The 25,962-nt window shown below is 42.4% G+C and carries 21 protein-coding genes; 13 read left to right on the top strand and 8 right to left on the bottom strand.

Features of this window, described 5'->3' with window-relative positions; all coding sequences use genetic code 11:
* Positions 1–35: 35 nt before the first annotated feature.
* Both argB and argC read right to left on the bottom strand, forming a co-directional pair.
* Positions 36–818 (bottom strand): acetylglutamate kinase, encoded by a 783-nt coding sequence (gene argB, locus ACE3G9_RS08350; protein ID WP_449218903.1) that lies wholly within the window; start codon positions 816–818, stop codon positions 36–38.
* A gap of 5 nt (positions 819–823) precedes the next feature.
* Positions 824–1,828, bottom strand: coding sequence for an N-acetyl-gamma-glutamyl-phosphate reductase (gene argC / locus ACE3G9_RS08345; protein WP_449218902.1), 1,005 nt, complete (start codon positions 1,826–1,828; stop codon positions 824–826).
* A gap of 290 nt (positions 1,829–2,118) precedes the next feature.
* Here argC and argE point away from each other — a divergent pair, with 290 nt between their 5' ends.
* The 3 genes from argE (at position 2,119) to ACE3G9_RS08330 (ending at position 7,161) form a co-directional block, all read left to right on the top strand.
* Positions 2,119–3,273, top strand: a complete 1,155-nt coding sequence (gene argE, locus ACE3G9_RS08340; RefSeq protein WP_449218901.1) for an acetylornithine deacetylase — start codon at positions 2,119–2,121, stop codon at positions 3,271–3,273.
* 507 nt (positions 3,274–3,780) lie between these two features.
* Complete coding sequence (ppc, locus tag ACE3G9_RS08335) at positions 3,781–6,411, top strand: phosphoenolpyruvate carboxylase (RefSeq protein WP_417880375.1); 2,631 nt, start codon at positions 3,781–3,783, stop codon at positions 6,409–6,411.
* Positions 6,412–6,585: 174 nt separating this feature from the next.
* Entirely contained in the window at positions 6,586–7,161 is a 576-nt protein-coding gene (locus ACE3G9_RS08330) for a PadR family transcriptional regulator (protein ID WP_449218900.1), read from the top strand.
* 61 nt (positions 7,162–7,222) lie between these two features.
* Here ACE3G9_RS08330 and metF read toward each other — a convergent pair whose 3' ends face one another.
* The 3 genes from metF to ACE3G9_RS08315 form a co-directional block, all read right to left on the bottom strand.
* The gene (metF, locus tag ACE3G9_RS08325; RefSeq protein WP_237294445.1) at positions 7,223–8,110 is read right to left on the bottom strand and encodes a methylenetetrahydrofolate reductase; all 888 of its coding nucleotides are present in this window, start codon (positions 8,108–8,110) and stop codon (positions 7,223–7,225) included.
* Positions 8,111–8,442: 332 nt separating this feature from the next.
* A complete protein-coding gene (locus tag ACE3G9_RS08320) occupies positions 8,443–10,854 on the bottom strand; it encodes a bifunctional aspartate kinase/homoserine dehydrogenase II (RefSeq protein ID WP_417880378.1) in 2,412 nt (803 codons plus the stop codon).
* Positions 10,855–12,021 (bottom strand): O-succinylhomoserine (thiol)-lyase, encoded by a 1,167-nt coding sequence (locus ACE3G9_RS08315; RefSeq protein WP_417880379.1) that lies wholly within the window; start codon positions 12,019–12,021, stop codon positions 10,855–10,857.
* Positions 12,022–12,358: 337 nt separating this feature from the next.
* Between ACE3G9_RS08315 and metJ the strand changes: the two genes are divergently transcribed.
* Positions 12,359–12,676, top strand: coding sequence for a met regulon transcriptional regulator MetJ (metJ, locus tag ACE3G9_RS08310; protein WP_089139961.1), 318 nt, complete (start codon positions 12,359–12,361; stop codon positions 12,674–12,676).
* A 128-nt stretch (positions 12,677–12,804) separates the two neighbouring features.
* On the opposite strand, the gene ACE3G9_RS08305 is transcribed toward metJ, so the two are convergent.
* Complete coding sequence (locus ACE3G9_RS08305) at positions 12,805–14,061, bottom strand: malic enzyme-like NAD(P)-binding protein (RefSeq protein ID WP_449218899.1); 1,257 nt, start codon at positions 14,059–14,061, stop codon at positions 12,805–12,807.
* Between the two features lie 178 nt (positions 14,062–14,239).
* Positions 14,240–14,458: a 50S ribosomal protein L31 gene (rpmE, locus tag ACE3G9_RS08300; protein WP_237294440.1), complete on the bottom strand. Its 219-nt coding sequence runs from the start codon at positions 14,456–14,458 to the stop codon at positions 14,240–14,242.
* Positions 14,459–14,732: 274 nt separating this feature from the next.
* Here rpmE and priA point away from each other — a divergent pair, with 274 nt between their 5' ends.
* From priA to rraA, 7 genes are all read left to right on the top strand, one after another.
* Complete coding sequence (priA, locus tag ACE3G9_RS08295) at positions 14,733–16,934, top strand: primosomal protein N' (protein ID WP_417880381.1); 2,202 nt, start codon at positions 14,733–14,735, stop codon at positions 16,932–16,934.
* A 275-nt stretch (positions 16,935–17,209) separates the two neighbouring features.
* A complete protein-coding gene (gene cytR / locus ACE3G9_RS08290) occupies positions 17,210–18,214 on the top strand; it encodes a DNA-binding transcriptional regulator CytR (RefSeq protein ID WP_417880382.1) in 1,005 nt (334 codons plus the stop codon).
* Between the two features lie 151 nt (positions 18,215–18,365).
* Positions 18,366–18,944 carry an SPOR domain-containing protein gene (locus ACE3G9_RS08285; RefSeq protein WP_417880383.1) on the top strand — a complete coding sequence of 193 codons (579 nt, stop codon included), beginning with the start codon at positions 18,366–18,368 and terminating at the stop codon, positions 18,942–18,944.
* A 642-nt stretch (positions 18,945–19,586) separates the two neighbouring features.
* On the top strand, positions 19,587–20,105 hold the full coding sequence (gene hslV / locus ACE3G9_RS08280) for an ATP-dependent protease subunit HslV (protein WP_237294437.1): 519 nt from the start codon (positions 19,587–19,589) through the stop codon (positions 20,103–20,105).
* A gap of 104 nt (positions 20,106–20,209) precedes the next feature.
* Positions 20,210–21,547 carry an HslU--HslV peptidase ATPase subunit gene (hslU, locus tag ACE3G9_RS08275; protein WP_417880385.1) on the top strand — a complete coding sequence of 446 codons (1,338 nt, stop codon included), beginning with the start codon at positions 20,210–20,212 and terminating at the stop codon, positions 21,545–21,547.
* Between the two features lie 101 nt (positions 21,548–21,648).
* Positions 21,649–22,557: a 1,4-dihydroxy-2-naphthoate polyprenyltransferase gene (locus ACE3G9_RS08270; RefSeq protein ID WP_417880386.1), complete on the top strand. Its 909-nt coding sequence runs from the start codon at positions 21,649–21,651 to the stop codon at positions 22,555–22,557.
* A 140-nt stretch (positions 22,558–22,697) separates the two neighbouring features.
* Positions 22,698–23,228, top strand: a complete 531-nt coding sequence (rraA, locus tag ACE3G9_RS08265; protein WP_417880387.1) for a ribonuclease E activity regulator RraA — start codon at positions 22,698–22,700, stop codon at positions 23,226–23,228.
* Positions 23,229–23,484: 256 nt separating this feature from the next.
* On the opposite strand, the gene zapB is transcribed toward rraA, so the two are convergent.
* Positions 23,485–23,727 (bottom strand): cell division protein ZapB, encoded by a 243-nt coding sequence (gene zapB / locus ACE3G9_RS08260; protein WP_027696425.1) that lies wholly within the window; start codon positions 23,725–23,727, stop codon positions 23,485–23,487.
* A 310-nt stretch (positions 23,728–24,037) separates the two neighbouring features.
* On the opposite strand from zapB, the gene glpX reads away from it, so the two are divergent.
* The gene (gene glpX / locus ACE3G9_RS08255) at positions 24,038–25,045 is read left to right on the top strand and encodes a class II fructose-bisphosphatase (protein ID WP_417880388.1); all 1,008 of its coding nucleotides are present in this window, start codon (positions 24,038–24,040) and stop codon (positions 25,043–25,045) included.
* Positions 25,046–25,331: 286 nt separating this feature from the next.
* Complete coding sequence (locus ACE3G9_RS08250; RefSeq protein ID WP_449218898.1) at positions 25,332–25,958, top strand: helix-turn-helix transcriptional regulator; 627 nt, start codon at positions 25,332–25,334, stop codon at positions 25,956–25,958.
* The last annotated feature ends 4 nt before the right edge of the window (positions 25,959–25,962 follow it).

Raw genomic sequence — 25,962 nt, 5'->3', positions numbered from 1 at the left:
AATTCCGTGGATAATTTATTGTTACTTCTCCCCCCTCATTGAGGCAAGAAACGTGTTCCTATACTTTGACCAGCAAAAAGTTGAGTTAACTTTTCAGGCTTTTTCCAACCGGCCACTTCAATCGCTCGACCAAGTTGATTGGCCGCTTCTAAAGCCGCTTGTACTTTTACTATCATGCCATCAGTGATCACTTGTTGTTCAATCAGTTGATCAACTTGTGATTGGTCTAATTGTGAAATAAGTTGCTTATCCGCATCGAGTACGCCTGCAACATCGGAAAGTAGTGCTAACTCGGCGCCAAGTGAAGTAGCAACCGCAACTGCAGCCTGATCAGCATTGACATTCATCAACTGTCCTTCAGCCGTAATACCAATTGAGCTGATAATAGGTAACACATTGGTTGCTAATATTGATTTCAACACTGTGCCATCACCAGCGGACGCTTCACCGACCGCCCCGAGTTCATCGGATAACTGAGTTACTTGACATAAGCCACCATCCGCAAGACTCAGGCCAACGGATTTCAAACCAAGCTTCATCGCTTGCCCTTGCAATAGTTTATTCGCCGTTCCCGCTAGCGCCCCTGCGATATAATCAATTTGGTCAAAAGGCGTGACGCGTAAGCCACCTTTTTTCACCGTTTCAAATTGCAGTTTTGCCATCAACTCATCCACCAAATAGCCACCACCATGTACGATGACGATTTGACGTTGTGCATCTTTTTGATATTGCTGAATTGCACCAAATAATTTAGCCAAAGTATCCAAATCGGATAATACTGCACCACCTAATTTGATCACTAAAGGAGCCATGGTCATTATCCTTACACTAAAGCCGTCATTTCAGGGAAGCCGAAACGAATATTCAAACATTGCATCGCTTGGCTTGATGCGCCTTTCAATAGGTTATCAATCGCAGAAACCACAATAAGATGCTGACCTTGACGCTTCCATCCAATATCGCAAAACGGCGTGTTTTCGACATTTTGCAAACGAGGTATATCAGAAAGTAAACGAACCGCAGGCTTACCTTGATAAGCGCCATTAAAGGCTTGTTCAATTTGCTCGTCAGTCACATCATCAGAGGCTAACTTCATAGTAATAGTAGCTAAAATACCTCGCTTAAAATTGCCAAGATGCGGGGTAAAGATAACATCACAACCTAAATGCGAGGCAATTTCAGGTTGGTGACGATGTGTGAATACCCCATAAGGTTGCAAGCTCACTTCACAAAAACTGTTGGTCATTGAAGCTTTTCGACCTGCTCCTGTCACGCCACTCGTAGCATTGATTACTGGCCATTGGTTTAAATCGAGAAGTTGTGATTCGATAAGTGGTTTCATCGCCAGTTGAGATGCAGTTGGATAGCAACCAGGAACAGCGATTAATTGTGCTTGTTCAACTTGAGATGCATTCCATTCTACTAAGCCGTAAGCCGCCTGATCTAACCACTGAGATTCTGTATGCTCAAAGCCATAATATTGAGGATAGAAACCCTCCGCTTTAACTCGGTAAGCACCGGATAAATCGAAAACAACACAATCATTAGCAAGAAAAGTCGGCGCGAGATCGTGGCTAACTTCGTGAGCGGTGGCAAGAAAGACCACATCACACTGTTGCGCGACTTCTTGAGGTGAGGTTAGCGGTTGCACAGCAAGATCAATCTGCCCATGTAATTTGCCATGTAATTGAGAAATAGGTTTGCCAGCATCGACACTATTTTCTGATACATATAAACCAGATAAAGTCAGTTCAGGGTGCTTGTCGACCATCAAGGCCAACTCTGCACCAGTGTAACCACTTGCTCCAATAATGACTGTTTTTAGCATACTCACCTATCCGTTTGTTTTGTGTTGCTTGCTTTGCGCGATATTTATATTTGTTTAAGTGGAATTCGTTAAGTCACTGAACTATTTCATGCTGAAAATAAATCTTTACCAAGCGTAAAAATATGACTATCCACTCTAAAAAAACCTTATTATTTGATTTTTTATTCACAAATAATGCTTTAATATGTGTTTTATCGTTTTATAAGCTTCTTGTCAATAGCCCGGTTATCAACCACAATGGCTTTTATCATTAGCATACAGGCAAAGCCATCACACGAAATGGAGTTTTTATGGGCACACCTCAATTTTTAGATGTTTATCGCGGATTGATCTCGACCTCTTCAATTAGTGCTACCGACCCTACTTGGGATGAAGGGAATTCCGAAGTGATCGCCAAGCTCGCGCAATGGTTAAAAGATCTCGACTTTGCTGTTGAGGTAATTGAAGTTGCGCCGGGCAAACACAACATGATCGCTAAAAAAGGCCAAGGTGAAGGTGGGCTATTGCTGTCTGGTCACTCTGATACCGTGCCTTTTGATGAAGGTCGTTGGAACTTTGACCCACACGCCTTAACCGAACATAACAATCGATTCTACGGATTAGGCACTGCGGACATGAAAGGTTTTTTCGCCTTTATTATTGAAGCGGTCAAAAAAATCGATTGGTCAAACCAAACAAAACCCCTTTATATTCTGGCAACCTGCGATGAAGAAACGAGCATGCTGGGGGCCCGCCACTTTACAGAATCATGCTTAAATGGCGACGCGCCGTATAAGCCGGACTATTGCATCATTGGTGAGCCAACAAGTCTCAAGCCTATTCGTGCACATAAAGGCCATGTCGCCAATGCAATTCGAGTTACCGGACACTCTGGTCACTCATCCAACCCGGCACTCGGCGTGAATGCGATTGAAATTATGCATGAGGTACTGTTCGCATTAATGCAGCTACGTAACCAGCTAATTCAAGAATATCATCACCCAGGCTTTGAAATTCCAACTCCAACGTTAAACCTCGGCCATATACATGGTGGCGACAGTGCAAACCGAATTTGTGGTTGTTGTGAATTACATTATGATGTTCGCCCACTACCGGGGATCAGCTTAGACGGCTTAAATAACATGTTGCAAGCGGCGCTTAAAGAAGTACAAGCCAAATGGCCAGAACGTATTGAGATAAAACCGCTACACGAGCCCATTGCAGGCTATGAATGCCAACATGATCACCCTTTCATCAAAACGATGGAAGCGTTGGCTCAAATTCCATCAGAAACGGTTAACTACTGTACTGAAGCACCTTTCTTACAAGAAGTTTGCCCAACATTGGTTATGGGGCCGGGGTCAATTGACCAAGCCCACCAGCCGGATGAATTTTTAGCCTTTGAGTTTATCGATCCTACAATCAATATTTTATCTAAGTCGATACGTCATTATTGTTTTAAATAGAGAAGTATTTTAAATAAACAGATGTTTTGCATAAGCAATTACTTTGGGAAAAGAAAAAAGCACCTAGAGTAAATTGGATACAATCTGACAAGTTGAAATAATGAATCATGCCGCATTCAAATCATTAGGATGCGGCCGAAACAATCGAATATGGTATAAGTAACAAAGGCTTCACACTGCAACTAAACCAGCTTTACCCATTCATTGATAACTGATTTAGGTCAATGATATTTGTATTATTGTTTCATGAAGGCGGCAAATATTTGACTCAGTGCAAATATTTTCGATAGATTGTAGTGATTATACTAATCGCAACGAGCCACTAATCTCCATAGTTTGTTGAAAACCTCACTAACAGTATGATGAATTTTGTTTCTATAACAAAGACTAACAACAACTTCATGCTTTGTTACCAAGTTTTTCCTATACAAACTTAGACGACAAGCTCATATTGTGATGAATATAAAAAATTAAATGGATGTAATTAAATTACAAGGTGAAACGACGATGAATGAAAAATATGCCGCTTTAACGGGCAATGTTCGCATGCTCGGAGACTTACTCGGCGCAACCATTCAAGAAGCTCATGGTGATGCCATTCTTGATAAAGTTGAAACCATTCGTAAGCTTTCCAAATCAGCACGTGCTGGTAGTCAGGAAGACCGCGAAAGCTTAATCGAAGAAATAAAAAACCTACCTAACGAACAGCTCACACCTGTTGCACATGCTTTCAGCCAATTTCTTAACTTAACTAATATTGCAGAGCAATTTCATACTATTTCTCGACACTGTGAAGAACAAGTATGTGAACCTGATGCAATCAACACTTTATTTAGTAAGTTAGCGTCTAATGACATCAGCAAAAAAGACGCCGCGCAAGCAATCAAAGAACTGAATATCGAATTGGTGCTAACCGCCCACCCGACAGAAATTGCTCGTCGCACAATGATCAATAAATTGGTCAAAATTAATAAGTGCTTATCGCAATTAGAACATGGTGATCTTTCTACTCGTGAACGTCTGAAAGCCGAGCGTCGCTTAGAAGGTTTGATTGCGCAATCTTGGCATTCTGATGTTATTCGTCAACAACGACCAACACCTCTCGATGAAGCCAAATGGGGCTTTGCCGTTGTTGAAAACTCATTATGGCAAGCTGTACCTGAGTTCTTACGTGAATTCAATGACCGTGTGAAAAACTTCACCGGAGAATCACTTCCTATTGATGCTAGACCTGTACATTTTTCATCTTGGATGGGCGGGGATCGTGATGGTAACCCAAATGTTACTCACCCAATTACTGCTGAAGTATTGCTATTATCTCGCTGGAAAGCAGCTGATTTATATCTAACCGATATTCAAGAGTTGATTACCGAGCTGTCAATGACAGCTTGTAATGATACGGTGCGTGAATTATCTGGCGAAGAGCATGAACCATACCGTGCCATTCTGAAACGCTTACGTACTCTATTAAATAATACTTGCACCGTACTAGATGCACGCATCAATGGTACTGAAGTCCCTAACCTGCCAATTCTAGAACGTGTTGAGCAACTTTGGGACCCACTACTCGCGTGTTACCAGTCTCTATACGAATGTGGCATGAGTATCATAGCAGAAGGCTCACTACTCGATTCTTTACGTCGTGTGAAAGCATTTGGTATTCACCTAGTCCGTTTAGATATTCGTCAAGAAAGTACTCGTCACTCAGATGTGATCACTGAAATGACCCGCTTCCTAGAAATTGGTGAATACGACCAATGGAACGAAGATGAAAAAGTTCAGTTTTTAATTAAAGAACTTAGCTCAAAACGCCCACTATTGCCGCGTAATTGGGAACCGTCACCTGAAGTACAAGAAGTGCTCGATACTTGCCGTGTCATGGCAGAGCACCCTCGTGAAGCATTTGGCGCTTATGTTATTTCCATGGCACGTACTGCTTCAGACGTACTTGCGGTACACCTCATCTTGCAAGAAGCGGGCTGTAAATTCCGCATGGATGTTTGTCCATTATTCGAAACCTTAGATGACTTGAACAATTCTGAAACGGTAATGAAGCAATTGTTCTCACTAGACTGGTACCGTAACTTTATCAACAACCACCAAATGGTGATGATTGGTTACTCTGACTCAGCCAAAGATGCCGGTGTAATGGCAGCAGGTTGGGCACAGTACGATGCGATGGATAAACTGGTTAAAGTTTCAGATGCAGAAGGCATCGACTTAACACTATTCCACGGCCGTGGCGGTACGGTAGGTCGTGGTGGTGCACCAGCGCATGCCGCACTCCTTTCCCAACCCCCTCGAAGCTTAAAAGGTGGCTTACGCGTAACCGAACAAGGTGAGATGATCCGCTTTAAACTAGGTTTGCCTGATGTTGCGGTAAATAGCTTCAGCCTTTACGCGAGCGCAATCCTAGAAGCCAATCTATTACCGCCACCAGAACCAAAACCAGAATGGCGTGAAATGATGCATACGCTTTCTAATGTGTCTTGTGAAGCTTATCGCTCAGTCGTTCGTGGCGAACCGGATTTTGTTCCTTATTTCCGTGCCGCAACACCTGAACTAGAGCTAGGTAAATTGCCTTTAGGTTCACGTCCATCTAAACGTAACCCACATGGCGGTGTTGAAAGCTTACGTGCTATTCCATGGATTTTCTCATGGAGCCAAAACCGCTTAGTATTACCAGCATGGCTAGGTGCTGGTGAAGCGATTCAACATGCGATTGAGCAAGGCCACCAACCAATGCTTGAAGACATGTGTCGTGAATGGCCATTCTTCTCAACACGACTTGGTATGCTAGAAATGGTGTACTCGAAGTGTAATATTGATATTTCACGTTACTACGATCATCGCCTAACCGATGAGTCTCTATGGCCTCTTGGTGAGCGTTTGCGTGAACAGTTGCAAAAAGATATTGTGACAGTTCTAAACGTTGAAAATAACGAGAACTTGATGCAAAGCGACCCTTGGGGCTTAGAGTCAATCCGTCTACGTAACATCTACATTGAGCCATTGAACATGCTACAAGCCGAGTTGTTATACCGTACTCGTAAAACTGAAAACCCATCTTCAGAACTTGAAGAAGCGTTAATGTTGACGATTGCTGGTATCGCAGCAGGTATGCGTAACACAGGTTAATACGCTTAATTAGTTACCGAATATGATTTAAATATAAGAAGCTGTACTTACTTTGTTAAGTGCAGCTTCTTTTTTGTTTTGAACTGGCTTACAGAAGATTAATTTTTTCACCAGTACATAAATGAATAAAATTACGCTATCTTGGTTACCTACTTAGTAAACTTAGAAACTGCCATGTCACTGCCCTACGTTATTTTAACTATCTTAAGTCGAGAGCCAGCGACCGGTTACGACATCAGCAAAGCGTTTTCTCATAAGGTTGGACACTTTTGGAAAGCTAGCCACCAGCAAGTGTATCGTGAACTAGCCAAAATGACTCAGCTAGAATGGGTAACATCAGAACTTCACCCTCAAGCCGGCAAGCCTGATAAGAAAATCTATACCATCTTGCCATTAGGGCGGTCAAAATTAACCGCTTGGTTTAATCAACCTACCCCGTATACTGCTACTCGTGATGAATTCTCAGCTAAATTAATGGCTTGCAGTGTTGAATCAATAGACCGTTTTATACAACAATTAGACGTATTACTCCCTGAAGCACAAAGCTTGTTGCTGCATTATCAGCAACTCGAAAACCAGTTCTACCACAACCCTAAATCTCTTGAGCCGCATGCCAAGTTGGAACACTTAATTTTAAGGCGTAATATTTTAGAGCGACAAACTTGGATTGAATGGGCAAACGAAATAAAGCAACAACTCCAAACCTTTCCTGAGTCTGAAACAACAGATAGCAAAAAGCTCACTGAATGACAGCAAGCCTTTGTCATTTCTATCTTAAATAGCTTCTATGCAGTAAAGCAGATCTGGGTAATTAGCGCGGACGTACACCGAGTGTGTGGCAAAGTGCATAGGTCATTTCAGAACGGTTTAGGGTATAGAAGTGGAAATCTTTCACTCCTTCACGGCTCAGCGTTCTTACCATATCAATCGCCTGACTGGCACCAACCATTTGTCGAGTCACAGGATCATCATCTAACCCTTCATATTGCTTCGCCATCCAGCTTGGAATACGCACATTGGTCATATCCGCAAAACGCTTCGCTTGCTTGTAATTCGAAACCGGCAGAATGCCTGGAATAATTTCCACATCAATGCCTGCCGTTACGCAACGGTCACGAAAACGTAGGTAGCTTTCTACATCAAAGAAAAACTGAGTGATCGCTCGGTTTGCCCCAGCATCAACTTTACGTTTTAAGTTGATTAAATCCGCTTGAGCATTTTTCGCTTCTGGGTGAATTTCTGGGTAAGCCGCCACTGAAATATCAAAATCGGCCACGCCTTTCAGTAATTCCACTAAATCAGACGCGTACATATCAGGTTTACCACCATTTGGCGGTAAGTCGCCACGCAGAGCAACAATATCGCGAATACCGTTATTCCAGTAATCTTGCGCTATCTCTTTCAGCTCATCACGAGAAGCATCAATACAAGTTAAATGCGGCGCGGCAATCAAACCTGTTTGGTCTTTAATTTCTTTAATGATCGAGTGAGTACGGTCGCGCTCACCAGAATTTGCCCCGTAAGTCACTGAGACAAATTTAGGTTGTAGGGTTTTTAAGCGGTGAATTGAATTCCACAGCGTTTCTTCCATTTTCTCACTGCTTGGTGGGAAAAATTCAAAAGAAACATTAATCTTGCCTTCTAAATCAGCAATATTATGGTTTAGCGCATCAATATGGCCTGCGTGTGAATAACTCATGTTTTACTCCCTGTGGACAACCCACTTAACTCACCTAAAAAGTACGAATCTGAAAAGCATCCTTATCTCTATCGCACTGAATACCAATCCCAACAATCTTTGAAGTCATTTAGACGTCTATATGTCTACAGAATGAAGTGAATAGGATCTAAAGTCAATCCTCTTATCATGAATTTTATTCATGATAAGACTGAATAACTCTCAAATATAAAAAATGCCACCTCATCACTGAAGTAGCATTAATAAATTATTGATTTAATAGTGATATACTTAAATAACTTCAAGAAGTGGGTGACTGTGTCATAAAGCAAAGTTCACATAATCACAATTAACTAAATCAAATTAGATAAACGATTGAGATCCGATTGCAATGCACCTGCGGTCACTTCTCTTCCAGCACCAGGACCTTTAATCACTAGCGGGTTATCTTTGTACCACTTACTCTCAATCGCAAAAACGTTATCGCAAGGTAATAAATTGGCTAACGCATGATCGGGAGATAATGCTTCGACGCCAACCGTTGCTTTACCCTCTCGAGATAAGCGAGCAATATAACGCAACACTTTACCTTGCTTCTGAGCTTTTGCTAAACGCTCTGATAACAGCTCATTCAACACTTCCCCTTTATCGAAAAAGTCATCAGTTGAAAGATCTTTTAACTCATCAGGAACCAGTGATTCTACTTTTACACTTTCAGGTTCAATCTCTACCCCTGATTCACGCGCCACTATCACTAGCTTACGCATCACATCCGACCCATCGAGGTCTGAACGAGGATCGGGTTCTGTTAAGCCCTGTTGCCACGCTAAATCAACTAAATCAGTGAAAGGTACTGAACCATCAAACTGTTGGAATAACCAAGATAAAGTACCTGAGAAGATGCCCGATACCGCGGTAATTTGATCACCACTATTACGTAAATCTCGAATTGCATAGTTAACTGGCAACCCTGCACCTACCGTCGCGTTATACAACCAATGGCGACCAGTTTTATCAAAGGCATTAACTACACGCTGGTAGTCTTGCGTTGAAGCCGAACCAGCGACTTTATTAGCACAAATCAGATGCATACCATGTTCGGCAATGGCTTCGTATTGACTTGCTAGTTCAGCACTAGCAGTCACATCCATCACTACAACTTCGTGGTAATCGGTTTGATGCGCTAAAGTATGTAACCAAGCTTGACCGTCATTAGCCACCGACTCATCCTCAAAGCGAGTTAATGCTTGAGCAGGGTCGATACCATTTAAATCGAGCCAATAGGTTTGACTATCAACTACCGCAACTAAATCAAAACTCATGCCGCGACGCTTTTCGAGATCGGCTTTTTGCTCAGCAAATAATTCCAACCAACTTGAGCCAATATTACCTTTACCACATAAAGCAATTGCAACTCGTTTCTGTGCTTGGAATAGTTGAGAGTGAACCGCAACGACCAATTCAGCAACATTGGTTTTACGTAAAATAGCTACTAGGCTTAAACCAGAATCGGCTTCTGAAATAAATTCTACTGGCGCATTTTTTAGTTGTTGGTAAAAACCATAACAATGATTTGGGTTGATCGTTACCCCAGCGCCAACGGCTGCGACCATCGAATAACCTTCGAGCAATTTAATTTCTGCACCGATTGCGGTGTCTTGCAAATACGTCATCGCACCAGCAGCAATTTCAGCAGTATACGCTAAAGACACTAAGCCTTGATCCGGTTGAGATTGCATCGCTAATGGCTGCAATTGTGATCGTGTTAACGAACGTATTAAGTCTGATTCTAAACGAGTAAAGTCATGTCCTGCACCAAAGTGAATTTGAATCAGTAGCACTTCATCAAGCGAAGTAATGATTTTCGCCCCACGACCTGATGCCAATACTCGCTCAATACGGGTAGAACCTGATTCTGGCTGGTAGCTGCAACGTAGGCTTAAATCCATGGCGCTTTGAGCAACTGGCTGCAAGGTACGACTGTGTAATACTGGCGCGGCTAAACGGGCTAACTCGCTGGCTTCATCTAAACGCAGTAAAGGTAGCAAACAAGCATCCGTGACCTTACGAGGATCGGCGCTATATACACCCGCCACATCACTCCAAATGGTGACTCGAGATGCTTCAGCTAATGCGCCAATCACGGTAGCAGAGTAGTCGGAACCATTACGGCCAAGCAGTACGGTTTCACCTGCATCATTACGCGCCATGAAACCTGTGATCACTACACGTAATTTTCCGTGTTGAGCTAATTTTTCTTTTAGAAGAGGTAACGAGCGGCCACGATCCACTTCGGGTTGTGCGCCACGCTCAGCTCGTAAAAAATCACGCGAATCAAGCTGCACCGCTTCCATATCAAGATAAGACAACAACGCGGCTAATAAGCGAGATGACCAGACTTCACCATGGCCTAGAATGCTAGCTCGCATCACTTCCGTCACTGGGCCATTAATCTCACCCAACGTCATAAACTCTTGATTAACTAAGTCAAGTAGCGGTTTTGCTTTTTCTTCTGGTAATAATTCTTCGATTAAACCGAGTTGAAATTGTCGTAATTCCTGCAGCACTTCATGGGCGATTCGACCATCTTTTTCTAACGCAGTAATCCACTCAATTAATCGATTGGTAGTACTCCCAGCAGCCGACACCACAACTAAATCGGCTGGAGATGAATATTCTTGTAAGATGTTGGCGACTCGTTTGTAGCACTCTGGGTTGGCCAGACTACTACCACCAAATTTGTGTAACTGACGAGCAGATGTCATTTACGCTACCTCTTGTGCTTTTTTAAAAGCTTGCTCTAAATCAGCGATTAAATCCTGACTATCTTCTAATCCAACAGAAACACGCAACAACAACGGTGAGATCCCCGCTTCTGCTTGTGCTTCATCTGACATCGCTCGATGAGTCATCGATGATGGGTGACACATCAAGCTCTCTACTCCGCCTAACGATTCCGCCAGAGAGAATAGCTCTAATTGACCGACAAAGGTCTTTAATTGTTCCATGCTGCCATTGATTTCAAAACTCAGCATAGAGCCAAAACCACTCTGTTGTGCTTTGGCAATATCATGCCCCGGATGCTCTGGTAGGCTCGGATGATAAATAGTGCCAACTAATGGCTGTTCTTGTAAGTACGCCAATAAGTCTTGCGCGCTTTCTTCATGTACTCGCATACGTGCTGCCAATGTTCTTAAGCCGCGTAATGTCATGTAACTATCAAACGGTGTGCCAGTTGCACCAATGCAGTTACCCCACCATGAAAGCGTTTCTACATGCTCAGGGGCTTTCGAAATAATCACGCCACCAATGACATCAGAATGTCCATTGATGTACTTCGTCGTAGAGTGAATAACAAAATCTGCGCCCAAGGTTAATGGTTTTTGATATACCGGTGTCAGAAAGGTGTTATCAACCGCCACTAACGCACCTACTTGCTTAGCTTTTGCACAGGCTTTAGCAATATCGACCACACGCACTAATGGGTTTGATGGTGTTTCTAATAAAATGAGTTTTGGCTTTTTCTCGATAGCGGCATCAAATTCTGTCTGATTTGATTGGTCAACAAACTGAACTTTAAAATCGCCTTTTTGTGCTCGAGTATTAAATAAGCGGTAGGTGCCGCCGTAGCAGTCATGTGGTGCAATAATCAGATCATCAGGGCCAATAAAGGCTGAAACCCATAAATTTAGTGCAGACGTACCACAGTTAGTGATGACTGCACCAGCACCTTCTTCAAGTTCAGATAATGTTTGTTCAAGCAAACCACGGTTAGGGTTACCAGAGCGAGTGTAGTCATACTTAGGCACTTCACCAAAAGCTGGAAAGCCATAGTTGGTCGATAGATAAATCGGTGGAACCACCGCATGATATTGGCTATCCGATTCAATACCGGTACGAACGGCGACAGTTGCTGGCTTTCTTGAACTCATTGGCGTATTCCTTTCCTTTTGCAATCGCAATCAATATAAACCACTATACTAAAATCTTTCCAAAGCGCTATTTGCACAAACGCAATTAAAAAATTAAAACTATGTACTGCTTTGAAGTAATAAGGATCATATACCCAAGTATAAAAATCCACCTACAATGGCATGGCTAAAAATAAGATATATACCCAAGTCACTTAGGTATACTAGTACTTTATCCCTAGGTAATTAGGACGTCAAGACCTCTAGCCATCTAAATGTCTTTACTTTCGGCGGTAAATGCCCCTAAAATTAGCACTTAGCCACTAAAATTACAGATATTAAACAACGAAGGTGCGTGATGGCAGATTGGAACGGTGAGTACATTAGCCCATATGCAGAGCATGGAAAGAAAAGCGAACAAGTTAAAAAGATCACGGTTTCTATCCCATTAAAAGTTCTTAAAGTATTAACCGATGAACGCACTCGCCGCCAAGTCAACAACTTGCGCCATGCGACCAACAGTGAACTATTGTGTGAGGCATTCTTGCATGCTTATACAGGGCAACCTTTACCAACTGATGAAGATTTACGTAAAGATCGCCCAGATGACATCCCAACAGAAGTAAAACGTTTAATGACCGAAATGGGCATTGAATTCGAAGCGTTTGATGATTAATACGTTACTCGGATTGTCGTAACTCGTTTATCGAAAAAGAAAAACAAAGCCCGCTCAAATGATTTGAGCGGGCTTTGTTGTATTCGAGCTACGAGAAGCGAAGCGCCCTAGCATTCGAGTTTATCTTTTTACTTATACTGCTCTGGCAACTCAATACGAGCAACGCCCGACTCCACTGCTGCGCGAGCGACTGCACCCGCAACTTTAGAAAGCAAACGCGGGTCCATTGGTTTTGGAATGATGTAGTCTGGGCCAAATGATAGTGAATCAACACCAGCAGCTTTCAGGACTTCTACTGGCACTTCTTGTTTTGCTAATTGACGAATCGCTTCCACTGCTGCTAATTTCATTTCGGTATTAATTTCACTAGCACGCACATCTAATGCACCGCGGAAAATGAATGGGAAACAAATAACGTTGTTTACTTGATTCGGATAGTCACTACGACCAGTACCCATAATTAAATCATTACGCACTTTTTCTGCCAGTTCAGGTTTGATTTCTGGATCTGGGTTTGAGCAAGCAAATACCACAGGTTTATCAGCCATTAATGCTAGAGCTTCAGGTGGTAGAAGGTTTGGACCAGAAACGCCTAAGAATAAATCCGCCCCTGCAATCACATCTTCCAAAGTACGCATGTCTGTATTGTTGGCAAACAATTGCTTATATTCATTCAAATCATCACGACGAGTATGAATCACGCCTTTACGATCTAGCATGTAGATTTTTTCACGTAATGCGCCACATTTGATCAATAGTTCCATACAGGCAACCGCTGCTGCCCCTGCGCCTAAACAAACAATTTTACACTCAGATAATTTTTTTCCTTGTAGCTCAATGGCATTCAGCATACCAGCAGCCGTAACAATGGCTGTACCGTGTTGGTCATCGTGGAAAACCGGCACATCACAGCGCTCAATTAACTGACGCTCAATCTCAAAACAGTCTGGGGCTTTAATATCCTCTAAGTTAATGCCACCAAAAGTATCCGCGATGTTTGCAACGGTATCGACAAACTCATCGATAGTGCGGTGTTTCACTTGAATATCAATCGAGTCTAAGTCAGCAAAACGCTTAAATAAAAGCGCTTTACCTTCCATCACAGGTTTTGATGCCAATGGGCCTAAATTACCTAAACCTAGAATAGCCGTACCATTTGAAATAACCGCAACCGTATTACCTTTGGCAGTATATTTATAAGCATTATCAGGATTTAAGGCGATTTCACGTACCGGTTCAGCAACACCAGGGCTATAAGCCAAAGCTAGATCTTCCGCCGTATCGGCAGGTTTAGTTAAAGCAATAGCAATTTTACCAGCGGTAGGTTTAGCGTGGTAATCCAGTGCTTTTTGACGAAAATCATTTTGTTGCTGATCATCAGACATAGCGAATGTTTCCTAATTATTAGATTTAGTAGGGGGGAAGGTAATTTTAAAGGATCAAAAGTTAACTTGGTAGTCAATATCGTTAATTTCAAGTAATAACGTTTTTCAGGTAACAAAAAAGGGACGCCGAAGCATCCCTTTAAAATTCTGTCTTTCACTAAAATAGTTTAGTGGTAGATTATTTTTTGCTGCTAAGTGCACCAAAACGCTTGTTGAAGCGATCAACACGGCCGCCTGTATCAACGATACGTTGCTTACCAGTGTAGAACGGGTGACATTTGTCACATACGTCTAGGTGGATAGATTCTTTTGCTAGCGTAGAGTTGAACTCAAAAGAGTTACCGCAAGAACAAGTTGCGTTTACAGCTTTGTATTCTGGGTGGATACCAGTTTTCATAGGACAAACCTTTTATTGGTCCGTATCGCTATCCGATTCTTACTTCAAATTTCTCTTGCGAGTATCGAAGCAGTCAGACACCATACGTTGTTACTAAAAAATGATGTAAAAATATACATCGTTAGAGGCGCAGTATAATAGTGAATCCAGCCCCATCGATCAACACATTTGCTCCCTTTTTCTACAATATTTCAGTTTTATATCGATAACGACTGTTTTATCATAGTCTTTCGTTTGTCTTCCCCCTACTGTCTCAAGGACAATTTTCTTACTTATGCAGCCAAATATTGCTCAAGTTGCCCTACCTGTTCCTTTAGATAAGTGCTTTGACTACCTTATTCCTAATTATTTATTTCCCGTGATTGGTGGCCGCGTTTCTGTGCCTTTCGGCCGCCAAACCTTAATTGGTATTGTAGTGGGGATTGTTGATCATTCTGATTTTCCGGTTGAGCAATTAAAACCGATTAAAGCTTGCCTAGATGCCAAACCTGTCTGGCCGAAATCACTCTATCAATTACTGCATTGGTGTAGTCAGTTTTATCAATATCCACTTGGCGACACCCTAGCGATGGCTTTGCCGTCATTACTTAAAAAAGGTAAGCCAGCGGATTTTACTAGCCTCAAAGAGTGGCATATTACCGAAGCAGGCAAAAACCAATTAGCCACTGGGTTTGGTCGCGCGCACCTACAAGCCAAAGTCGTGCGCCTGCTAGATCACGGGCCACTGCCCCATCAAGCAATGATCGATGAGGAGATTAGCAGCACCACGCTAAAAACGCTGCAAGATAAAGGCTGGATTGAAGCAAAACATACTCAGCCTGCTCAACCAAAATGGCCGACACAATTAGAAAACGAGCAACACAAACCGCACTTAAATGAAGAACAAGCCATTGCGGTTGCCAGTATTAATAATCATCCGGGATTTGGCTGTTTTTTGATTGATGGGGTAACCGGCTCAGGCAAAACCGAAGTCTATTTAAGCATTATCAAACCTGTGCTTGAACAAGGAAAACAAGCTTTAGTGTTAGTGCCGGAGATAGGCTTAACGCCACAAACCATTAACCGTTTCAAACGCCGCTTTAATGTGCCGGTTGAAGTGATGCACTCGGGCTTAAATGATACTGAACGCTTAAATGCATGGCTTTCAGCGCGCGACAAACAAGCGGGCATTATTATCGGCACACGCTCGGCATTATTTACCCCATTTGCCAATCTAGGGATTATTATTGTCGATGAAGAGCATGATGCCTCTTATAAGCAACAAGATACCCTACGCTACCACGCTCGTGATGTAGCAGTCATGCGAGGCCACAAAGAAAACTTCCCAGTCGTGCTCGGCTCAGCCACACCAGCATTAGAAACCTTACATAATGCCAAAACGGGTAAATATCATTACTTGTCGTTAAGCAAGCGCGCCGGTAATGCACAACCAGCCAAACATCATGTGTTAGATATTAAAGGTTTGTATTTAGAAGGCGGCCTATCGGCACCATTAATCGCTCAAATGCGACGCCATCTTAATGCTGGCAATCAGGTGATGTTGTTTTTAAACCGCCGCGGTTTTTCCCCAGCATTAATGTGCCATGAATGTGGTTGGCTAGCCGAATGTAAACGTTGCGATGCTTACTATACCTTCCATCAAGGTAGCCAAGAAATTCGCTGTCATCATTGTGGATCACAACGCCCAGTGATTCATCAATGCCAAGGTTGTGGCTCCACTCAACTGGTTTCGGTTGGCGTAGGGACTGAGCAACTCGAAAAGCAATTGGAATTATTGTTCCCTGAATTTAAAACCATCCGAATTGACCGTGATAGTACTCGCCGTAAAGGTAGTCTAGAACATGCGTTAGAATCCATTCGTAAGGGGGAATATCAAATCCTCATTGGCACGCAAATGCTAGCTAAAGGTCATCATTTCCCCGATGTGACCCTAGTAGGGTTGTTGGATGTCGATGGTTCGCTTTATAGTAGTGATTTCCGAGCATCAGAGCGCCTTGCTCAGTTATTTATTCAAGTTGCAGGACGCTCAGGTCGTGCCAGTAAACCCGGTGAAGTCTTATTACAAACTCACCACCCTGAACACGCTTTATTGCAATCACTGCTACATAAAGACTACCAACACTTTGCTCAAACTGCGCTGGAAGAACGCAAAATGGCGCAACTGCCACCTTATAGTTTTTTGACTCTATTTCGCGCAGAAAGCAACAACAACGATGATGTTGAAGCCTTTTTACGTCAAGTGCGCCATACTATTGAAGCCAACCCGCTTTATGATGAACAATGTATGGTACTAGGCCCAATGCCTGCCCCACTCGCCAAACGTGCTGGTAAGTATCGCTGGCAACTGATGCTACAGGTGACGACTCGCAGTCAGATGCAACGTCTTATTGGTTCATCTAAACCTGCGATCCAATTATTGCCACTCGCCAAAAAAGTGCGCTGGAATATGGATATTGAGCCACAAGATTTAAGTTAAGCGTGCAAACACAGAAAAGTAAAACCATTCTCTGTGATGCATATCACCAACATAATGTAAGATTTTTCATACACGATCTATTAACCAACTAATTTAGAACATAAAATATTCATATCCAGTAACTTGGGTATAAATAACATTAAGAAGTCGTTATTGTTGAGGAATAAACCCTAATTAGGATAATTCCTCACATTTTGCTTATATGCTCATTATTTTTGATATAAGCGTTTTTGGCTTACCCATTTGGGTATAAAAAGTGAAAGAGAGGAAAACTTATGGCGACAATGAAGGAGGTTGCCCAACTAGCCGGAGTATCAACAGCAACGGTCTCCCGTGCGCTAATGAACCCTGAGAAAGTCTCCAATGCAACACGAAAGCGTGTCGAAGATGCGGTATTAGAATCAGGTTATTCGCCAAATTCTTTAGCACGAAACCTACGACGTAATGAATCTAAAACCATTATTGTAATTGTGCCGGATATTTGTGATCCCTACTTCACTGAAATCATTCGTGGCATAGAAGATACCGCAGCAGAGCATAATTACTTAGTCCTACTCGGTGACAGTGGCCAGCAACTCAAACGTGAAAGCAGTTTTGTAAATCTAGTATTCACCAAGCAAGCAGATGGCATGTTATTGCTCGGCACGGATGTTCCTTTTGATGTCAGTAAACCTGAGCAAAAAAATCTCCCTCCTTTAGTGATGGCTTGCGAATATGCCCCAGAATTAGAATTACCAACCGTACATATCGACAACTTAACGGCCGCGTTCGATGTAGTGAATTATCTAACCCAAATGGGTCATAAAAAAATCGCTGAAATGTCTGGCCCTGATGAAGCTTCACTTTGTCAATTCCGCCATCAAGGTTTTCAACAGGCTTTACGTCGTGCTGGAATCGAGATGAACCCTAACTACCAAGTTAATGGCGACTTTACGTTAGAATCAGGTGTCATTGCAGCCAATAAATTACTTTCTTTACCTGAGCCACCGACTGCAATTTTTTGTCACAATGACAGCATGGCTATCGGCGCTATTCAACAAGCGAAAAAACAAGGTTTCCGAGTACCACAAGACCTTTCGATTGTTGGCTTTGACGATATCCAATTCTCTCAATACTGCGATCCGCCGCTCACCACTATTGCTCAACCTCGTTATGAGATCGGCAAACAATCGATGTTAATGTTGTTAGAGATATTAAAAGGCAGAGAAGTTCGTGCAGGATCGAGATTACTTGAAGCTAACCTTGTCATCCGAAATAGTGCCGCACCACCGAGAAATTAATCAAAATTTACACTTTAAAAGGGACTAACATGTTTCTAGTGCAATAAAATAGAGACTTGTTATTCCCTTTCTATTATTAGCAATAGTATTGGTTAAAAAACTGCATTAACATATAGCTCCTTTTTTATTCTATTGAGTTATTGAAAATACCGTGGCTAACCGAGATTACGTAAGAAAGAATCCAACCCCAAGTAAGAAAAACAATAGAAACCAAAGAAGATCGACTCAAAAAAAGAAGCCGGCACCTCGTGCTATTCCGTGGAAAGCTGCGATTATTGCCGTGCTTTTGCTCACTGGATTAATCTATTTATTATCAATACTGAGCAATGATCCAGAGCCAGCCGCTCCGGCAACCAATAACGTACCTGTCAATGTTTCGTCCAAGCCGAAAAATACCGAAGTGCTCCCACCGCCACCACAAGAAAAATGGGAATACATGGAAACATTACCTAAGCGTGAAATTGAAGTTCAAGCTAAGGAAGTGGAAGTACCTAAGATTCCATACATCATGCAATGTGGTGCTTACAAAACGTCATCTCAGGCTGAGCAACGCAAAGCCAATATCGCGTTCCAAGGTTTAAGCAGTAAAGTAGTAAAACTAAAAGGCAGTAGTTGGTACCGCATTATTCTTGGCCCATATACCTTTAAACGTGATGCAGTAAAAGAGCAGCACGTACTGCAACGCGCTAAAATTGAGCCTTGTATTATCATGAAGGATACGTTGCAGTAAAAACGTATCTCGTCACTCGGGCGCTTCGCTTATCGTTTCTTGGAAAGACAGTCCCTAGTTTTGAGTTCCTAGTTGCTAGAAAAAGCAAAATCGAGTCTCGTAGGTCGATCGCTACGCTGCTCGTATCTCGACAAAAGAAATAACCAGCAACATCAATCTAGATTTTATATAAACCGTCATCCCTGAGGAGCCGCAAGGCGACATCAGGGATCGACTTAAAGCGCGCTATAGATAGATCCCGGATAACTCGTCCCTCGTTTCCGAGATAACAATTTTTCTAGCCCCCTCTCCTCGACATTTTATTCCCCTTTCTCTTGAATTCTTTTTGTCCTAACCTCATATCTATTATACCCAAGTGACTTCAAGATGCAGAATTCAGAGCTATCATCCAAATCTTTAGGCAAGGAAGATTGGCGAAGGAATGTAAGTACCTTTCAAACCAATCTGACGCGGTATAAAGGTTTGGATGAAGCTCCCGAAGGGCAAGTTAAAACAAGCTTTATGCTGCGTTAAATTGAATAGAGATAGGGTCAACTATGATCATATTCAATTTGTCTTGCCTAAAGCTTGTTTTATTCTTGCTGAAACTCGCATCTTGAAGTTACTTGGGTATAAATCCGCAGAATAACTAAGAGGTTTCTCGTGACTACTATTGTATCTGTACGCCGCAACAATAAAGTCGTCATCGCTGGTGATGGCCAAGTTTCATTAGGCAACACTGTCATGAAAGGCAACGCTAAAAAAGTTCGCCGTTTATACAATGATAAAGTGTTAGCAGGATTTGCTGGCGGTACCGCTGACGCATTCACGCTTTTTGAACGTTTTGAACGTAAGCTAGAAATGCACCAAGGTCACCTAACCAAAGCGGCAGTAGAGCTTGCTAAAGATTGGCGTAGTGATCGTGCGCTACGTAAGCTAGAAGCATTATTGGCGGTTGCTGATGAAACGGCATCTCTGATCATCACTGGTAATGGCGATGTCGTTCAGCCTGAAAATGATTTAATCGCGATTGGTTCTGGCGGTAATTTTGCTCAAGCAGCGGCAACTGCTCTACTTGAAAATACCGACCTTGAAGCACGTGACATCGCTGAAAAAGCATTAACCATTGCTGGCGATATTTGTGTGTTTACCAACCATCACCACACCATCGAAGAATTATAAATCTCACCTGGCCTTTGTATTTCGCGCTCGAGCTCAAGGCCATAAAAGATTTACCACCCATGACTGACACTCATGGCTCACTTATAGGGTAAAAGGATAACGTTATGTCTGAGATGACACCTCGTGAAATTGTTCATGAACTCAATCAACACATTATTGGTCAAGATAAAGCGAAGCGTGCGGTAGCGATTGCACTACGTAACCGCTGGCGTCGTATGCAACTGGATGAAAACCTACGCGCTGAAGTGACACCAAAAAACATTTTAATGATCGGCCCTACCGGTGTCGGTAAAACAGAAATTGCTCGCCGCTTAGCAAAATTAGCTCATGCGCCATTCATTAAAGTAGAAGCAACCAAATTTACCGAAGTGGGCTATGTCGGTAAAGAAGTCGAATCCATCATTCGCGATCTTACGGATGTATCAATCAAACTGACTCACCAACGTGAAATGGAAAAAGTACAATTCCGCGCTGAAGAACAAGCGGAAGAACGCATTCTTGATGCTTTACTACCACCACCTCGAGAAGGTTGGGGACAAGATGAGAAGTCACAAGAAAGCACCTCTAATACTCGACAAGTATTCCGTAAAAAACTCCGTGAAGGCAAGTTAGACGATAAAGAAATTGATGTGGATGTGGCGGCACCTCAAATGGGTGTAGAAATCATGGCGCCTCCTGGCATGGAAGAGATGACCAATCAACTTCAAGGCATGTTTCAAAATCTTGCCGGCGATACCAAGAAAAGCCGCAAAATGAAGATTAAAGATGCCTTCAAAGCATTAACGGAAGAAGAAGCGGCTAAACTCGTCAATCAAGAAGATCTCAAAGAACAAGCGATTTTCAACGTTGAAAACAACGGTATCGTATTCATTGATGAGATCGATAAGATTTGTAAACGCGCCGATCAAAGTGGCGGTGGTGATGTATCTCGTGAAGGGGTACAGCGTGACCTACTACCATTAGTCGAAGGCAGCACGGTTTCAACTAAACACGGTATGGTTCGTACTGATCATATTTTGTTTGTAGCATCAGGTGCTTTCCAAGTGGCTCGCCCTTCAGATTTAATCCCTGAATTACAAGGTCGCCTACCAATTCGCGTTGAGTTAGAAGCACTAAGCAGCCATGACTTTAAACGTATTTTGACCGAACCGAACGCATCATTAACTGAGCAATACTGCGCATTAATGGCAACAGAAAATGTTGAAATTGAATTTACCGAAGACGGCATTACTCAAATTGCTGAAGCAGCATGGCAAGTCAACGAAACGACTGAAAACATTGGTGCCCGTCGTTTGCATACAGTGATGGAGCGTTTAATGGATGATATTTCATTTGATGCTACCGACAATCCAGGCATAAAGATCTCGATTGATGGTGATTACGTTAAGCAACGCCTAGGTGAATTTGTTGCAGATGAAGATTTAAGTCGCTTTATCCTGTAAACTAGTCTTAAAAGTATACTCAAAAGCTCGCACCATTGCGGGCTTTTGTTATTTCTTAGCGAACACTTGATACTTATCACTCACCTTAACTGTAAAAGACTATGAAATCATCCTTTGCTATTTGGCTTGATGCCGCTAGACCCAAAACTTTACTGCTTGCTATCGCTGCGATTGCAACAGGAAGTAGCCTTGCTTATGCTGACCACCATTTTTCTCTTGCGATTTCTCTTTTAGCATTACTCACGGCAACCCTACTGCAAATTTTATCTAACCTTGCTAATGACTACGGTGATACCGCCCAAGGCACTGATAATGAAAACCGTATTGGTCCAATTCGCGGTATGCAACAAGGAATGATCACCCAAGCAGGAATGAAAAAAGCCATCGCGCTTAATATTGTTTTTATTATTGTTAGCGGCTTGGCCTTGGTGTTTTATGCCCTACAAAGTCCAACCAGTATTATGGCTTTCATCTTTTTAGGCTTACTGTCGATTATTAGCTCCATCGCCTACACCATGGGCAGCAAGCCTTATGGCTACATCGGTCTTGGTGATATTTCGGTATTTATCTTCTTTGGTTTATTAGCCATTTTAGGTACCTACTTCTTGCATACTGGTACGGTTAAACCTGCCTTGCTATTGCCTGCGATTGGCTCAGGTTTGTTTTCGATGGGCGTATTGAATATCAACAATATGCGTGATGTGGAAAATGACACGATAAGCAACAAACGCACTCTAGTGGTTCGTATCGGCACTGAAAAAGCCAAGTGTTATCATCTAGGCTTATTAGCTTTCGGTTGGCTAACCATGGCGATTTACCTCGTCATGCACACTCAACCGATCTGGCTCAATGTTTTTATGCTGTTACCACTATTGCTAATAGTCAAACATGGGAAAACCATCTGGAATATCCAACAAGCTAAGCAATTTGTGCCTATGCTACCGGATATGGTGAAATGCGCTTTTATCACCAATATCGTATTTTCAATCGTTATGGTTGTAGGACAATGATGACATCATTTATACGATTATCCTGATAAAATCAAAGTCTTTTCAGGAAATTGTTCTTTGTCATTGCAAAGCAATAATGAGCCTATATACTCGTTAATCATGAACTCTTAACCATCCTCCGCAAGCAAAGAGAAACCACTATGGAATATAATACCTCTGCACTGTGTGACATTTACCAAGACCAAGTTGATGTTGTTGAACCTATGTTCAGTAATTTTGGTGGCTTAACCTCATTCGCAGGCCAATTGACCACAGTGAAATGCTTTGAAGATAACGGCATTATTCGCTCTATTTTACAAGAGGATGGAACTGGTCGAGTGCTATTAATTGATGGTGGCGGCTCACTGCGTCGCGCACTGATTGATGCAGAGATTGCCGCGTTAGCAGAAGAAAATGACTGGGAAGGCCTAGTGATTTACGGCTGCGTTCGTGAAATTGATGATTTAGAAGAAATGGAAATTGGCATTCAAGCTATTGCAGCAATTCCAGTAGGAGCGACTCAAAACAACATCGGTGAAGTTGATGTACCGGTAAACTTTGGTGGCGTTACCTTCTTACCAGAAGATCACCTTTATGCAGACAATACTGGCGTGATCATTTCTCAAGAACCGCTAGATATTGATTTAGAATTAGATGAAGAACTGGACGATATTGAGCCTTTAAACGATTAATCTCATTTCAGATACTCACAAACAAAAAAACAGAGCTCAATCGGCTCTGTTTTTTTGTTTCTATACTGCTATCTAAAACGATAATACCAATTTCAATAAATAAGTGAGCTAAATTAGCGTAGAGAAAAAGCTTGATAACAAGGCATAAAATTTCTGTTCGTAGTGGTTCTACATACAAATTTTATAACGCAGTTAGAAAGTTTTTTAACAAGCTAAGATGATCCATTATTTGTTGGAGTTGGTATAACAGTATCAATTATTCAACGTCATCCATTTTACCAAGAAGATTACGGATTCTCTCTTGCCATGCTTGTTGCTCTTGGCGCATCGCTTGAGTTTGTTGTTCTAACTCTTCACGACCTTCGCGTAGTTGACCTGCTTCTGAAGCCAATTGCTCATTCTTTTCTTTAAGCTCTTCAACTTCCATTTGTAATAATGCAATAGTATCTACCGCGGTTTGAATTTTTGCTTCTAGCTGTTCTAATACTTCGAAAGACATCTCTGATACCTATTAAATGATCATGGTGAGCAATAAAGCTAACCCAAGGTCACGCCCTATCACGTTTGTTACCCTCATTCTACTCAGCTTCGTTGCAAGCGCCACCGTCTTATTTAACTATTTCTGTTCGGTTGCACAAAAAAACAGCAAAGCTAACTTAATTATGACATTAGCCCATATCTTCACTCCCTTTGATCGGCTCTATAACGATGGCTTGGTAAGGATTCAACCAAAAAAGCAAACGTTACCGTTCTGGCTGTGCTAAAATGCGCCGCATAATTTTTTTCCCTTTGTTTTATTTGGAGTCAGTATGAAACGCGATTTAGCATTGGCATTTTCTCGAGTTACAGAAGGTGCTGCGCTTGCCGGATATAAATGGTTAGGTCGAGGTGATAAAAACGCAGCCGATGGCTCTGCAGTCGCCGTAATGCGTACTCTACTGAATGACACAGAAATTAGCGGTGAAATTGTTATCGGTGAAGGCGAAATTGATGAAGCGCCTATGCTTTATATCGGTGAAAAAGTTGGCTTAGGTGGCGATGCGGTAGATATCGCGGTTGACCCAATTGAAGGCACCCGCATGACCGCAATGGGCCAGTCAAATGCGTTAGCGGTCCTAGCCGCTGGCGAAAAAGGTAGCTTCTTAAAAGCACCCGATATGTACATGGAAAAGCTTGTCGTTGGCCCTGGTGCGAAAGGGTGTCTTGACCTTTCTAAATCAGTAGAAGATAACATTCTCAATGTGGCAAAAGCACTCAACAAGCCACTCAATGAATTGACCGTTATCACTTTAGCCAAACCTCGTCATGATGAGATTATTGCTAAAATTCAACAAATGGGTGCACGCGTATTTGCCGTGCCAGATGGTGATGTTGCTGCGTCTATTTTAACTTGTATGCCAGATAGCGAAGTCGACATGATGTACTGCATCGGTGGTGCACCTGAAGGTGTAGTCTCTGCTGCAGTTATTCGTGCACTCGATGGTGACATGCAAGGTCGTCTATTACCTCGCCATGAAGTAAAAGGCGATACACCAGAAAACCGCACTCACGGTGAATTGGAATTACAACGCTGCGCAGAAATGGGTGTACAAGCCAACGTTATCTTAAAAATGGATGATATGGCGCGCAGTGATAACGTCGTCTTTGCGGCAACCGGAATTACCAAAGGTGACCTACTTGAAGGCATTACTCGTAATGGGAACATCGCGACGACAGAAACCTTAGTCATTCGTGGTAAGAGCCGTACCATTCGTCGCATCAAGTCGATTCACTACCTTGAGCGTAAAGATGACGAAGTAAGGCAGCACATCTTATAATCCAAATCTAACTGTTCATCTAGCTTACAAACGCAGCTTTCGAGTTGCGTTTTTTATTGCCTTCATCAATGACTTTTAGGATATGTTAAGCATTTGCTTTATTTAATTTTTGCGCCATCATATACCCAAAGTAATTGAAGTTGCAGTGAGACGACAAGTGAATGAGGCCCCATGAGCACAGCTCGTCTATGACTTTCTTTAATCAAGATATAGGGGTGAATGAATGCCGTCAACAAAGCTGCAACTTCAAGAATACGGCGTAATACACAGTCCCCAAAGGCAATCAATGAAAAGCAGCGATAAAATTCTCCACAAAATAAAGCGGGAAGGAAGAATTACCGCACGCCAATTGGCCGACGACCTGTCGATCACCAGTATGGGTGCGCGCCAACACTTACAAGCGTTAGAAAATGAAGGCTTATTGAACTACTCTGATATTAAAGTCAAAGTAGGACGTCCTGCCCGTCACTGGTCTTTAACTCAAAAAGGCCATGATCAATTTATCGATCGCCACCAAGATCTGAGTATCGATATCATCAACGCCATAGACCAAGTTTATGGTCAACAAGGGGTAGAAAAGGTCACCGCCCAACGAGAAGCAAAAATTCTCCAGCGCTATCAGAAAACTTTATCCCAATGCTCTAACACCGAACAAAAACTGCAAACTTTAGTTCAATTGCGAGAACAAGAAGGCTACATGGCTGAGCTTAAAACCACAGAGGCTGGATATCAACTAATTGAAAACCATTGCCCAATTTGTCATACCGCCAAGCAATGCCCAGCACTGTGTCAATCCGAGCTTAACATCTTCCAGACCTTATTAGAGAATGAGTATAAAGTTGTTCGTCAAGAGCATATTATTGCTGGATCGCACCGTTGCTGTTATCTAATTACCCCGCTCAAGGGTAGTTAGTAGC

The organism is Vibrio sp. E150_018, from assembly GCF_053544035.1.
The sequence above is the reverse complement of the archived record's forward strand: the minus strand, read 5'-3'. Positions and strand labels throughout refer to the sequence as shown.